Below are 12487 nucleotides of genomic sequence, written 5' to 3'. Positions count from 1 at the left end.
AAGTCTAAGCGCCGACCCTCTCCTCGAATGCGCCTCGCTTGGTCACTCTTATTACATCTATGATTCCGCCCGAGAGCGCGTCTCTCTTGAGAGCCGCTCTCACCGCCCTGAGAGCGAGCTCGCGCGCCTCCCCCTCATCTAGATCAGATTTGTACCCTTCCTCTAACACGCCTATCGCTATGGGAGCCCCCGTTCCTATAGCGGCGAAGTCGTCGCTCAGAGTAGATCCTAAGGGGTCGAGAACTAGGAGCTTGGGTTGGTCGTTGTCGATTCCCCCGACGAGCACCTCGCTGAACATAGGGAAATACCTGTAGGAGTAGAGGATGCGCGAGAGGAGCTTCGCCGTCCCCTCTACGCTTAATCTCGTCTTGGCTACGAGCGAGTAGTAGCGGAGCTCCTCCTGGAGCATCCTCAGCACACTCTGCACATCCGCGATCAATCCGGCGAACCCCAAGGCCAGTCTCTCGTCAACTAGGAACACCTTTTTGTGATGGACCGTGAGGACAAGCGACCCGTAAGTCGCCTTCCTCTCGCCGGCAAGCACCACGCCCTCGGGAAACCTCAGGCCTACTACCGTGGCTCCGCCCGCCGGCATCTCTTCTTCCCTGGAGCTCCTCGATAGCATCTTGAGCACCGCGCTGAACGCTCCCCGAGCCAGCTCGAGACTCGGGCTTAAAAACGGTGGCCCAAGCGTTCTAGGGACTTGAGTCCAATCACACGCTCTACCAAGAGAGATAAGATGTAGCAGTAGATCACTGCGGACAGAGGATCCGTCCCAAATACCAAGTCTCGTACCTCGAAGCCTGCGTGGGCCGCTCTAAATTTCGCGTCCCTACATGAACTCTCCTCGGTGGAGGAGCAAACGATTAGAACACTATCTCCTCGACTCAAGAGAGGAAGCCCCTCGTTCAACTCGAAAAGCTCGACGCAAACTCTTCTCCTGAGAGCTCTGACCAGTGATAGAGCAGCTGGCTCCATTATGCTCGAGTAGAGTATCGTGAGTCTCCTACCGTGTTCCACTAGGCTCGAAACTTCGCGCAGGAAATCGGAGTATCTCTCCGAGACTTCGCGCGCTATTCCCCTCATGTCGCTGAACTCGCTCATAAGCCTCGAGATCCTGAGGTCTCCCCTCTTAGCTCTCTTCGCCGAGAAGCTCACCGAAGACGTCGCGGCCAAGAGGACCTCGTGAGATAGCACATCAACGTTGGCGGGCACGCGGAGAGCGCTCCCCTCCGGGATCTTCTGGGCCAGGACGAGCTCCTCCGACTCCGGCAAGACATAGAGAGCCGGGACCTCCATCAAGTAAAGAACGTCGGCTAGCCTCGCGGTCTCAGACCTCCCCCACGGGTCCACCATAAAGTGTAAGACGGCGTATCTCCACTCGCGATATGGGGCTACGTGCACTGCTACCTCAGAGGCGGGTAGAGCATAAAGCCACGGCTCTTGCGTCAAGGTCCGAGCGGCATTGGCAAAAGTCTTGGCGGGTACTATGCCGAGGCCCGAGTACGAAACCACGGGCCTCTCCACGGAGAGCAAAAAATCCTCGACGATCCTCGTTGAAGACTTAGCCCAGCTCAGGGCCTCCTCTACGACTCTCTCTACCTCTTCAATGAGAGCCTCGCTCACAGCAAGGCCTCCTCCAGGCTCCTACAGCAGCTGCACTCTTCCTCCTCTGGTTCACTCGGGAGAGACTTGATGGTCTCAACGACCACCTGCCTAGCTCTCCTAACGTTCTCGCTCATCACCTTGGCTACCTCGCTAGCCGTAACGGGCCTCTCGGCCCACACGTCGTAGTCTGTCACCATGGCCAGTGCCGCGTAGCATATTTGAGCCTCGCAGGCCAGGTTGATTTCCGGGACGAGCGTCATCCCTATCACGTGCGCGCCGAACACATCTCTCCAGAGCCTGCTCTCGGCTATGGTGCTAAACCTAGGCCCCTCTATGCAAACATAGGTGCCCCCGTAATGCGCTCGAATCCCCAACGCATCGCACGCGCTCTTGAGCCTTCTTCTCAAGGCTTCGCAGAAAGGCCTAGCCATGCTCACGTGGGCAACGAGAGGACCCTCGAAGAACGTGTACTCCCTCCTCTTCGTCATGTCGATGAATTGGTCAGGTAGCACGAAATCGCCGGGCCTCATCTCCTCTCTCAGGCTACCCACCGCGCTGACGCTGATCACCCACTTCACTCCGAGGCTCTTGAGCGCCCATATATTGGCCTTATAGTTTATCTTGTGCGGAGGTATCCTGTGACCTCGCCCGTGTCTGGGTAAGAATGCCACGCGCCGGCCCGCCACTAGGCCGATCAAAACATTATCACTCGGCTCCCCATAGGGCGTGTAGATTTTGTGCTCCCGCGCCTCCTCCAGGAAGCCGGGCTCGTAGAGCCCGCTTCCTCCAATGACGCCGATCTCTGCCTCGATCTTAGGCTCGAGTTCTTCGATTTTGAGTGAGGTCACCCAATGTGCACCTCAACGAGGGCTCTCCTCCCCAAGCATCTTAATAAGACCTCTCCGAGGGGCGCGAGCCCTCTAGCGATAAAGAGAAAACCTCCGATAACGACAGCTTCTTTCGGCGAGGACTTTGCCCAAGATCCCGGTCAAGGTGGTTGAGTGGAAGGACGTGGTCGATTGGTCCAGAGAGCTCGCGCGCAGGATCGTCGCCACCGGCTTCCAGCCAGACGTCATAGTGGCGATAGCGAGAGGAGGCGTGGCGCCCGCCCGATTGCTCTGCGACTACCTCGGAGTGCTAGATCTCCTCGCTTTGAAAGTCGAACACTGGGTGGAAACGGCCGGTAGGATCCACGAGGACGCCGTCGTAAAGTATCCCCTATCCGTCGACTTCTCCGGGAAAAGCGTGCTCCTCGTCGATGACATTTGTGATACGGGGAGAAGCATCGTAGTGAGCAGAAGCTACCTAATTCAGAGCTGCAGACCCAAGGAACTCAAAGTTGCAACTATGCAGTACATCAAACCAGTAGCGCAAATAGAGCCGGACTTCTACGTTGACTTGGTCGAGGAGTGGGTCTGGTACATGTATCCGTGGAACTACATGGAGGACTCGATAAATCTGATCAAGAAGATACTCCAAGAAAATCCGATGAGAGCCCTAACGCTTGAGGAGCTCTCGAGGAGATTCGAGGAGGACTACGGCATAGCGCCCCCGCTCGGAATAGAAGAACCGGTCAGGGAGGGCGCTAGGCGAAACGTCTTTAAGATCGAGGGGGACCGGGTGAGGCTCCGAGAACAGTACTTCATGGTCTAAGTCTAAACGGTCTAACAGCCCAACAGCCGAGGGCGCTCTCAGCCCTCACACGGATCGTCAGAGGCCGGCTGACCTCGGAGTCTCGGGTCTATCATCATTGAGCGCCATATCACAGATTCTGCTCCAAGCGTTTAGCTGCTCGGAAGGCCAGCTCCATGAGTCTCCCGAGGATCGTCAACTCTTCTTCAAAGCCTCCCAGCTCTCTCATCTTCTTTGTGAGCTTGACGGCGAGCTCCAACTCGTTGAATAGGAGCCTGCGGAGCCTCTCAACATCGTCACGCGAAAGCGCGACCTTCGATGAGATCTCCTCGAGATCTTTAACGAGCCTCGCAGGCTGGATCGAGGCGAACTGCGCCCTAACGAGTTTCCCCTCTACATCTACCTCGCTGGGCTTCCACCCGAGCGCCCTTTCTATTTCGCTTTTATCGACGAATCTCCACCACCGCTGCGTGGACGACCTGTAGCTTGTCTCTATGAGCATGTAATCGCGCTCCAGCCTCCTGAGCAGTTGGCCTGGATTATATTTGAGGCCTCGCTCTTCGAGCTTCCTCTTAAGCCCTCTGTTATCGAAGTCTCCGAGAACCCTGGCCCCGCTAGCTTCCAGCTCCCAGGCCCTCTCGAGAGCGGCCCTCAGCACTAGCTCGCCCCGCTCGCCGTAAGCTGCGAGGAAAGCCTTGACTCTCTCCGCCACAGTCTTTAGAGGCTCTACTAAGCCCTCGCGCTCGGCATTGATAGTTCTCCACAAAAGCCCTCTCCCTGAGCGGCTAGAGAGGTCGCTCGAATATATACCTTCGACGAAGAGCTGAGCAAGGCGGGCGAGTGCAAGATGAAGAGCAGCTCCAGCGGCCCCTACTCTCTCGCTGACCTACACGTGCACAGCTCGGTCAGCGACGGTCGCCCCAGTCCCGCGGAGCTCGTGGAGGAGGCCAGGAGGAGAGGGCTCGGCGTACTCAGCGTCACGGATCACAACACTTTCAAGGGCTCGGTTCTGGCTTCGACTTATGCGCGTGCGAGAGGGCTCGGTGACGACGTATTGGTAGTATATGGGTCTGAGGTTAGGACCGACATAGGCGACATCCTCGTGTATTGCGAGGAGCCCCTCGCCACCCTGCCTCGAGCTTGGGTGGAGCTAATGGACGAGGCCGAGGAGAATGGGTGCCTCACCGTAGCCGCGCATCCCTTCGATCTCTCTAGGATGGGCGTGGGTTCGCGAATCTACGAGATAGCACGCCATCTAGACGCTATCGAGTGCTACAACGCTCAGACTTTTTCTCGCCTCAACGAAAGAGCTAGGAGCGCCTCTCTAGTTCTCGGCAAGCCGTGTATCGCGTCGAGCGATGCCCACGTGCTGAGCTACGTCGGCGTCTACTCTTCGGAGTTCCCCTCGAAGCCCGAGTCCGTAGGAGAGGCACTCGAATTGATCAGACGAGGAAAGCTAAGGTTGCGTCTTAGGAAGGCAAGCTCAACGGCTCTTTTAGAGAGGATCGCTTGGAGCGTTGTTAGGGAGCTAAGAGGCTTTGGCGGAGACCTTTAGAGTCTTCAGAGCAAGCTACTCGCTGATAGTGGACCGTGAGAAGTGCGATCTATGCGGGAAGTGCGTTGAGGTATGCCCAGCCCGATGTCTCGCTATGGGCCGCTCCTCGCTCGTCGTGGAGAGCGAGAAGTGTATCGCGTGCTACGCTTGCGTTCTCTTGTGCGAACGTGGGGCGCTGAGGTTGGAGTGGAGACTGGAAGCGCTCAGAGGGCCCTAGCCATGAGGAAAGCGTCCTCACCATCGTGGTAATACGCCGGAATTCTGCGCGTCACCTCGAATCCCAATTTCTCGTACAAACTTATCGCTGGTTTGTTAGAGACCCTGACCTCGAGATACACTTCGCGCGCTTTGTACACATTTTTCAACGCCTCGATTGCCTCCTTCATTAGCGCGGTGCCTATCCCGAGCCTCCTGTACCTCTCAGCCACAGCCAGCGAGATCACGTGACCTCTCCTCATTGGGACCTTGTTGAGATGACCGAAGCCCACCTCCACTCGACACATTACGTAACCGACGACCTTACCCTCTATCTCGGCCACGAGAAACGCTTCGGGCCAGTTCTCGAGATGTTCACGAAAGAAGTAAAAGGGGTAGTTCTCGGGTAGAGAAGAACGGTTTATTTCTATCACCGCCGGCAGGTCCTCGAGAGAGGCCCTCCTGATCTTGAAGAGACCGGAGCATTTAGGCCCACTTATTGCGATCAACCCCCTCGCCCCGATCCTCAGATCCTCGCTCCCCGCGCGAGCAACAGGTAAACCAAGGCTAGAGCCGCGGTCAGGACCAGAGCTAAGAGAAGCATGGACAGAGCGATCTTCCTCGTGGTGCCCCAGACGATCGGTATCGGGCCCACGAATATGATGCCGCCCGTCTCCACTTCGCCGCCCCCCTCTCTGAGGGTCTTGAACGTCAACGCTAAGGAGCCCGCTATTAGCACCACTACTCCGAGCAATACTAGCAGCAGTCCCACCGATAGTAAGGTCGGGAAGAGGTCGCTCAACTCGACGATCTCCGGACTCTTTTATCGTCTTGGAGCATCATATTTTTTGCCTAGTCTCGATGCCGACGATCGTTGGAGTTAACGATAAAAATCGTGGAAACGACCTTAGCGTATCCGTGAGACTGCCGGGGTAGCTCAGCGGGTAGAGCGCCGGGCTGTTAACCCGGTGGTCGGAGGTTCGAGCCCTCCCCCCGGCGCCAGAGCCTCGGTAAACTCATTGTACCCCCTCGTGATGAGGGTCAAAAGCGAGGAGTTCGCTTGAACGATGACTGCGACCAGGCTGCTGAGCCCGCCTCGCGGCCCCCCGGGCACCTCTAGGAGAGCGACCAACACCACGATAAAAATAAGTAAAAATGTCTAGAATTATTCTAAAATTTTTGAAGTAAGTTAGATGTATCTCGAGAGAACTCTTGACTCAAGCTCTCGTGCCTGTGGAGGGCAAAGAGCCCTTCTCCCCGAGAGCGGCCGGGATCTCCGGGAACTGCTCTCTCACTCTCTGCTCCGCTATGGCGGAGGCTTCCTCTAAGACCTTCTTGGCCTCTTCCCCGGTAGCGACCTCGGTCAATTGTATTCCGGCGAACTCGCCCAGCTCAACTATCGTGGTCTGCAGCATCTCATCCACCTCCATGAGCTCGAAGGCCACCTCCGGCATTATGCCCATGAGAGAGCCCCGGATCTCTCTAACAACATTGACAGCCGGCCCGAGGGCTTTCACCAAGTCGCCAACGTCCTGTATCGTCTCGAGCCTTAACTCTATCCTCTCGAGGGCGAAGAGAGCGCTTAAGATGGCCTTAGCTATCTTGCGGATCTCCGCGACCTCGGCGGCGTACATAGACGCCCTAGCGTTGTCCCTCTTGATCTGGGCGTCTACAACTTTCTCGAAAAGCGAGGCGCTCCTGCTCTGCAGCTTATTCAGCGTGTACTCCATCTTGTTTTTCTGCACTCTTATCTTGAAGAGAGCCATGGCCAGTCTGTGCCTTATGGGGGGAGGCGGCGCTACAGCCTCTCTTAGCCTCTTCCACGCGCCGGGCTTATCCTCGACTGGAGCCCACTTCTTGGCGAATGCGTCGATGGAGCCCACGTCGCTTCACCACATCGCATATCACCTAGTGTAAGTTTAAAAGGGGTCGGGCGCGGGGTCCGAGCCTCCAGCGCTGCGAATGAAGACGAAAATCGTAATAAAGTGCAACGAGGTGAAACGAGAAGACCGCGGGGCCGTCGTCTAGCTTGGCGAGGATGCCAGCCTGGGGATGAGACCCGCCTAGCCACCTCGGTGGCCACCGGAGCGCTGGTGGTCCCGGGTTCAAATCCCGGCGGCCCCACCAAGTACGCTCTTGTCTATCGAATTGGCACCTAAAACACAAAATAAGCCGAAAGCGTTGTGTCGAGATGAAGCCCCGGTGATCCTCTTGAGCGCGAGGAACCCCCCGCTGCGTGTTAAAACGAACGATAGAGAAGTGGAGCTAGAAGCCAAGGTCCTCGCGACGTTGAGGAGGTACTTCGAGACGCAGATGACGTTGGAGGAGCTGGCTAAAGACCTTGGCCTGGAGAGCTGGGAAGAGGCCTACGAATTGGCGAAGCGTGTGCCGGCCTGGCTCGTGTGGTCTTATGGTCTCTTAAGCGGAGAAGCGGAGACAGAGCGGTCAGACTCGTCCGAGTAGAGGAACGCTCGACGTGAGCCCAGCTCGCGAAGAGATCGAAAGAGCGCGCCGAGCGCTCAACGCGGCGCTCGCCTCGCTCAGGCTAAGAGTAGAGGGCTTCTCCGTGCTGCGGGCGCGTGGTCGCGGTCCTTTCGTGCTTCTCGTGGGGGCGGTGCTCAGCCAGAACACGAGCGATAAGAATTCGAGCAGGGCGCTGGAGAACCTAATCGATGCCGGCCTAACCAGCCCCGAGGCGCTGGCGGCTACCCCTCTCGAGGAGATTGCGCGTTTGATCGAGCCGGCTGGACTGCACAATGTGAGGGCGTCTAATTTGAAAGACCTCTCCGTGCGTCTCGCGGTCAACGCGAGACTGCTCGAGGAAGTGTGCGCAGAAGAGGTCGACAAGGCTAGAAGATCTCTAATGGAGTTGCCCGGAGTAGGGCGCAAGACGGCCGACATATATCTGCTCTTTCATTGTAGGCGCCCAGTGATGCCCGTGGACAGGCACATCGTGCGGATAACAATGAGGTTGCTCGGTCGCCGGGCGAGCTATGACGAAACTTCAGAGCTCTGGGCCAGAGCTTCGGACTATCGTGTTACCGAAGTCGAAGAGGCCCATCTGGGCCTCATAGAGGTCGGGAGAAGATTTTGCAGACCTAGAGATCCGCATTGTACGAACTGCCCCTTGCGCTCTTACTGCGAGTACGCGCTCAGAGGCTCAGCGCGTCGCCGAGGTATAGGACGTGAGCGGCGCCGCTCGGTGGGCGCTGATCGTCACGAGTAAGGTCGGACGCGAGAGAGAAGCCGCCCTGGAGGTAGCCGACGCGCTCTTTCCTAAGGACTCGGGCATCTCGATAGAGATCTCCCATCGAGGAGCTGCCGTGGTTTACACGAGGATCAACTCCTATAAGGCCTACGGAGTATTGCTGAAAACTCGTCTCGCTGGCGCTGCTCGAATTCTGCCGCTTCTGCCGAGCCTGAGGTCTCTGCTCTGCGTCGCTCGCGCACTGTTGCCCAAGGGGTCTCTCGTGAGTATTAAACGCGAGCTGAGAGGGGAACTCCGCAGCTATCGCGAGGTCGAGGAGAGCTTGATAAACGCTACCAGAGAGGTCGAGCTCGTGCCGATGCGCGGCGCCGCGCCTCACGTGATCTTCGTTGAATCGGTGGGGAGAGCGCGCGGTTATTCGCTGCTGCCCCGCTGGTGCGATAGCCTGGAGAAGACGTTGACTCTTGATGAGTTGAGAGACAAGTGCGCCGAATTCGCCGAGAGAGCGGATCGCGCGATAAACGAAGAGTGCGCCGAAGAGCTTGGCGGCGGGGCCCCGCGTGATAGCGGGGGGTGGATTCTCACCGAGCCTATGGCTCGGCTTTGAACCACCGACCTCGGGGTTTCTCCGAGCGAGCAGCCGCTTATGAGCTTCGCGGGAGGGTTCCCCCCCTCCTCCCGCGGGCTGCCTGGCTGCCCTACCCCGCTGTTTTACCCCGCCAGCCTGGTTTTTAGTATAGAGAGGGCTATTTAATTTAAAGCGTCTGGAGCGGCGGTGAAAAACCGGCGCTCGCCGACCGCGTGGTCGATTTATCGGCTACTCGCCACGAGAACTCTCCGCAGAAGATTATCCTTCGAGCTCCTCTAGGAGACCTACTTCGGCTAGTTTCTCTACCATCGCTGCTACAGGCTCTTTAAGCTCCTCCGGACTCATCTCCAGCTCCTCTACTATGCGCGCAACCACCTGCTCTACCGTCTTATCGCCTTCCATAAGCTCCCAAATGTAGTAGGCGGCCGGAGAGAGCTCGTAGACGTCTTCGTCGCTGAGAGCCACAACGAAGTTCTCGTCAGTCATTCCAACGCTCTGTCCTCGCTTGACGTATATTTTGTCTTTGACCTTCTCGTACTCCACGGAGCTCACCACTGTCGCCTTCTCCTGGGAGGCCCACGGAAGCTCCTCCCCGCTGGCCTCCCCTCAAATCCGCCGGAAAATCCGCTCGTCGCTTTCGGCTCGTTCTCCGGGATCTCGTCTGCTTCGGGAGCCTCGGAATTTTCTAGGGCCTCGATCTTGGATCTCGCGCCGACGTTGAGCTGAACTTTGCCCTTAAAGGCGGTGGTCCAGGCCCCCTCTATCTTCACTGCTTGGCCCGCTTCGAGGCTGCCTGCCTTATCTCCCCATAATGTCACGCGGACGCGCCCAGTCTCGTCCCCCAACACGGCATCGCTTATTGTGCGCTGGCCCCGCTTCGTTATTATAGTCCTGGGCTCGCCCGCCTCTATCACTCTTCCCTTGACCGCAACGTCCTGCTCGCCTTCTTTCAATTGGGATATCTTTTTAGTTCCTCCAGAACTCTCGGCTATATTCAAACTTTTCCATCTCGTGCTACGCTATGTGGTTGCTCGACCCTCGCCTATCCTATTAATAAAGATTGCGCTCGAGCGTTCGCCAACTACTCGGCGAAGATTCTCCCATGAAGATTGGGCCCTCTCCTCGCCGATACGTTAGCAAAAGTCCCGGAGACCGCGTTAGTTCGGCATCGACTCAAACGCGCGCAACATATTGGTGCTTAAGCTAGCGAGGGCGCGGGCGTAGCCTCTATTGAAGGGTTTTTTGTGTGCTCACGTTGTGAGGGTCGCGACGAGAGTTGCGCCTCGTGGGGGGTCGGCGAGATCTCGAGAGGCTCTCTCACTCGATGAGTCGAGAAGGCTCGAAGTGAAAGGTTCCAGTTCACATGGACGCCACTAGAGCCGCCGGCGGGATTCGAACCCGCGACCACCGGCTTACAAGGCCGGCGCTTTAAGCCCCGCGCAGGCCTACCCGCTGAGCTACGGCGGCTCTCCGACGGGTGTTCGTTCTTCCTACTTATTAACGCAGCCTTGCTCTACCACCACTTGAGGCTCAGCTTGTAGAGCTTTTCCTCGCCCTCGGCGAGTTTTCTGAAGACGAATATGTGCTCGTGCGCCAATAACAGGAAATCCCTGTCGCGCCTCGCCCACTTCTTGGTTCCTCGCATGTTGTGCTGCACCTTTATTATGTGCTCTCTGATGGCGAAGCCCTCCGATAGGAAGACGTCGAGGACCCTATAGCTCACCGGGACGATGAATTTTCTGCGCCTGGTGTCGCCGATCATTACGGCGGCGTGTCCGCCGGGCCTCAACACTCTGAACATCTCTTTGGCCACGTCTCTCATATCGCGCACGAACTCCTCAATGGTCCCAGCGTGGCTAAGGTCGCCTTTTGAGCACCCCCTCTCGCTGTATCTGATGATGTTGGCGTAGGGCGGGTGCGTCACTATGAGGTCTACGCTTGAATCCTCGATTGCCTCCAGGTTCCTCGCGTCCCCCACGTAGAGCCTGACGCGTTGTCTCGCCTCCTCTAAGTGCTGGAGCCTGCTCCACGTTAACATGACGGCGTTGATGTTGATATCGACTCCAATACAACGCCTCTTCAACAGGACGCACTCGATGAGAGTCGTGCCGCTCCCGACGAACGGGTCGAGGACCAGGTCGCCGGGCTCGGTGTACCTCAGGATCAGGTTGCGCGGGACCTGCGGGGCCCAATTGCCTCTGTAGCGCGCATTGTGAGCGTGCGTGGCCCACTTGCCTCTCTCCGGGAAGCTCCACACGGTGGTGCTCTCCAACGTGAAGTCCTCGGGCTCGAGAGAGCTAGGAGGCTCTATCTTGAGCCGCAGCACCTCGCCGCCTATCTTGACGTGCTCTACTCCGGAACTATATGCCACGAAGTCCTCGAACGTTATCTGCTCCATGCGTCCGCTGCTGTAATAGCGCGCAAGCTCCACCGAGCTTAGGCCATCGATGATGGACAAGCGGGAGGCCCCGAGGCCTCATCTTATAACGCTCCAGCAGAGCTAAAACCAGTAGAGCGCTGAGGCCGGTCGGTGAGCTAATCGTGATGTCGCGCGAGAGGAGGCGAGTCGGCTTCCTGGTGAATCCCATAGCCGGTATAGGCGGCAGGCTCGGTCTGCCTGGCAGCGATGACATCCCCCTCGAGATAAGCCCTAGCGTGGGCCCCGCCCTCAAGAGAGCAGCTCTCTTCCTGAGGGAGCTTGGCTCAGTCCTCGAGCGACGCCAGAGAAGCGAGAGAGCGGAGCTCGAGATAGTAATGCCCAACGGATTTCTGGGAGAAGAGGCCCTCAGCCGCGCTGGCGTGAAGCTCGAAGCGGAGATAATCGATGTTTACGACGGGTCCACGCCAACGACCCCGGCTCATATGGAGATCGCCGCCAGGACGATAGGCTCGACGACCGACGTCATTTTCTTCGTCGGAGGAGACGGCACCGCTCACCTGGTAGCGAGGAGCCTAGGCTCCGATAAGCCTCTCGTTGGGGTGCCAGGGGGGACGAAAACCTACAGCGGCGTCTTCGCTCGATCGTTAAGGGCGGCAGTTGAGTTGCTCGTGGCTTACCTCGAGGACTCGGCCCACGTGAGCGAATCAGAGATAGTTCTCGTGAACGAGGCCTCCCTGGCTCGGGGCCTCTTCGAAGTCATAGACGTACTGCCGGTCAATACGCTGGAGACCTCGGAGGGCTTCCATCAATTCACGAAAGAACTCTACTCCGGTACAGACGAGGAGAAAGAGGCCGTGGCCGAGTTCGTCGCTAGAGAGCTCTTGGAGCCCGGCGACCTCGTACTTTTGGGCCCGGGCTCTACGGTCCGAAAAGTGGCCGAGAGATTAGGTTGGAGCAAGCCTCTCATTGGTCTGGCCTGCGGTAACCCGCCCGACCTCTTCTGCGCGAGCTGCGAGTCGCGTGAGCTGAGCTCGATAGTCGAGAGCTGGTCAGGCCCAGTGAAGCTGGTGGTGTCCCCTCTCGGGCGATCAGGCTTCGTGCTAGGGAGAGGCTCGGGGGCTCTCACTAAGCGCGTGCTATCTAAGATAGACCCGGACTCGCTGATAATAGTCTCGGCGTGGAGTAAGCTAGCCAAAATCGATAAGCTTTTCGTAGATCTCGACGACTGGGAACTGAGTAAGAAGTTCTCGGGCTACAAGAGGGTTGTGGTGGGCTACGGCGAGTTCGCCGTGAAGAAGATCGAAGCTCTCTGAGTTGCCA

16 protein-coding genes and 4 tRNA genes are annotated in these 12487 nt (G+C 57.8%); 8 read left to right on the top strand and 12 right to left on the bottom strand.

Annotated features, from left to right (window positions below; all coding sequences use genetic code 11):
• Positions 1–4: 4 nt before the first annotated feature.
• The 3 genes from QXU97_01115 to QXU97_01105 are packed head-to-tail and all read right to left on the bottom strand — an operon-like array spanning position 5 to position 2456.
• A complete protein-coding gene (locus tag QXU97_01115; GenBank protein MEM4035209.1) occupies positions 5–625 on the bottom strand; it encodes a hypothetical protein in 621 nt (206 codons plus the stop codon).
• A 47-nt stretch (positions 626–672) separates the two neighbouring features.
• Positions 673–1626 (bottom strand): hypothetical protein, encoded by a 954-nt coding sequence (locus tag QXU97_01110; GenBank protein MEM4035208.1) that lies wholly within the window; start codon positions 1624–1626, stop codon positions 673–675.
• Positions 1623–2456: an S-methyl-5'-thioadenosine phosphorylase gene (locus QXU97_01105; GenBank protein MEM4035207.1), complete on the bottom strand. Its 834-nt coding sequence runs from the start codon at positions 2454–2456 to the stop codon at positions 1623–1625. Before QXU97_01105 ends, QXU97_01110 begins: the two co-directional genes overlap by 4 nt.
• Before the next feature lie 124 nt (positions 2457–2580).
• Between QXU97_01105 and QXU97_01100 the strand changes: the two genes are divergently transcribed.
• Complete coding sequence (locus tag QXU97_01100) at positions 2581–3261, top strand: phosphoribosyltransferase (GenBank protein ID MEM4035206.1); 681 nt, start codon at positions 2581–2583, stop codon at positions 3259–3261.
• Positions 3262–3370: 109 nt separating this feature from the next.
• Here the strand turns inward: QXU97_01100 and QXU97_01095 are convergent, their stop codons facing one another.
• A complete protein-coding gene (locus QXU97_01095; protein MEM4035205.1) occupies positions 3371–4006 on the bottom strand; it encodes a hypothetical protein in 636 nt (211 codons plus the stop codon).
• A gap of 81 nt (positions 4007–4087) precedes the next feature.
• Here QXU97_01095 and QXU97_01090 point away from each other — a divergent pair, with 81 nt between their 5' ends.
• Both QXU97_01090 and QXU97_01085 read left to right on the top strand, forming a co-directional pair.
• Positions 4088–4795, top strand: coding sequence for a PHP domain-containing protein (locus QXU97_01090; GenBank protein MEM4035204.1), 708 nt, complete (start codon positions 4088–4090; stop codon positions 4793–4795).
• Positions 4779–5012: a 4Fe-4S binding protein gene (locus QXU97_01085; GenBank protein MEM4035203.1), complete on the top strand. Its 234-nt coding sequence runs from the start codon at positions 4779–4781 to the stop codon at positions 5010–5012. Before QXU97_01090 ends, QXU97_01085 begins: the two co-directional genes overlap by 17 nt.
• Here the strand turns inward: QXU97_01085 and rimI are convergent.
• Together rimI and QXU97_01075 are read right to left on the bottom strand one after the other, a co-directional pair.
• Complete coding sequence (rimI, locus tag QXU97_01080; protein ID MEM4035202.1) at positions 4999–5499, bottom strand: ribosomal protein S18-alanine N-acetyltransferase; 501 nt, start codon at positions 5497–5499, stop codon at positions 4999–5001. The genes QXU97_01085 and rimI overlap by 14 nt on opposite strands.
• A 17-nt stretch (positions 5500–5516) precedes the next feature.
• Positions 5517–5792 (bottom strand): DUF131 domain-containing protein, encoded by a 276-nt coding sequence (locus tag QXU97_01075; GenBank protein ID MEM4035201.1) that lies wholly within the window; start codon positions 5790–5792, stop codon positions 5517–5519.
• Positions 5793–5916: 124 nt separating this feature from the next.
• On the opposite strand from QXU97_01075, the gene QXU97_01070 reads away from it, so the two are divergent.
• Positions 5917–5992, top strand: a tRNA-Asn gene (locus QXU97_01070).
• A 215-nt stretch (positions 5993–6207) separates the two neighbouring features.
• On the opposite strand, the gene QXU97_01065 is transcribed toward QXU97_01070, so the two are convergent.
• Positions 6208–6873, bottom strand: coding sequence for a Snf7 family protein (locus tag QXU97_01065; protein ID MEM4035200.1), 666 nt, complete (start codon positions 6871–6873; stop codon positions 6208–6210).
• Between the two features lie 130 nt (positions 6874–7003).
• Here QXU97_01065 and QXU97_01060 point away from each other — a divergent pair.
• From QXU97_01060 to QXU97_01050, 3 genes are all read left to right on the top strand, one after another.
• A tRNA-Pro gene (locus QXU97_01060) sits at positions 7004–7117 on the top strand.
• 75 nt (positions 7118–7192) lie between these two features.
• Complete coding sequence (locus tag QXU97_01055) at positions 7193–7453, top strand: hypothetical protein (GenBank protein MEM4035199.1); 261 nt, start codon at positions 7193–7195, stop codon at positions 7451–7453.
• A 13-nt stretch (positions 7454–7466) separates the two neighbouring features.
• A complete protein-coding gene (locus tag QXU97_01050) occupies positions 7467–8216 on the top strand; it encodes a hypothetical protein (protein ID MEM4035198.1) in 750 nt (249 codons plus the stop codon).
• Between the two features lie 546 nt (positions 8217–8762).
• On the opposite strand, the gene QXU97_01045 is transcribed toward QXU97_01050, so the two are convergent.
• The 5 genes from QXU97_01045 to QXU97_01025 all read right to left on the bottom strand — a co-directional run bounded on the left by QXU97_01045 (position 8763) and on the right by QXU97_01025 (position 11245).
• Positions 8763–8906, bottom strand: a tRNA-Met gene (locus QXU97_01045).
• Between the two features lie 139 nt (positions 8907–9045).
• Complete coding sequence (locus QXU97_01040) at positions 9046–9339, bottom strand: PqqD family protein (protein ID MEM4035197.1); 294 nt, start codon at positions 9337–9339, stop codon at positions 9046–9048.
• A complete protein-coding gene (locus QXU97_01035) occupies positions 9336–9785 on the bottom strand; it encodes an OB-fold nucleic acid binding domain-containing protein (GenBank protein MEM4035196.1) in 450 nt (149 codons plus the stop codon). Before QXU97_01035 ends, QXU97_01040 begins: the two co-directional genes overlap by 4 nt.
• Before the next feature lie 379 nt (positions 9786–10164).
• Positions 10165–10254, bottom strand: a tRNA-Thr gene (locus QXU97_01030).
• A gap of 46 nt (positions 10255–10300) precedes the next feature.
• A complete protein-coding gene (locus QXU97_01025) occupies positions 10301–11245 on the bottom strand; it encodes a DNA methyltransferase (protein MEM4035195.1) in 945 nt (314 codons plus the stop codon).
• A gap of 86 nt (positions 11246–11331) precedes the next feature.
• On the opposite strand from QXU97_01025, the gene QXU97_01020 reads away from it, so the two are divergent.
• On the top strand, positions 11332–12480 hold the full coding sequence (locus QXU97_01020; GenBank protein ID MEM4035194.1) for an NAD(+)/NADH kinase: 1149 nt from the start codon (positions 11332–11334) through the stop codon (positions 12478–12480).
• The last annotated feature ends 7 nt before the right edge of the window (positions 12481–12487 follow it).

This window comes from Fervidicoccaceae archaeon, assembly GCA_038878695.1.
Classification (GTDB): domain Archaea; phylum Thermoproteota; class Thermoprotei_A; order Sulfolobales; family Fervidicoccaceae; genus JAVZVD01.
Note: the sequence above shows the minus strand (reverse complement) of the source record. Positions and strands in the feature narration are given on the sequence as shown.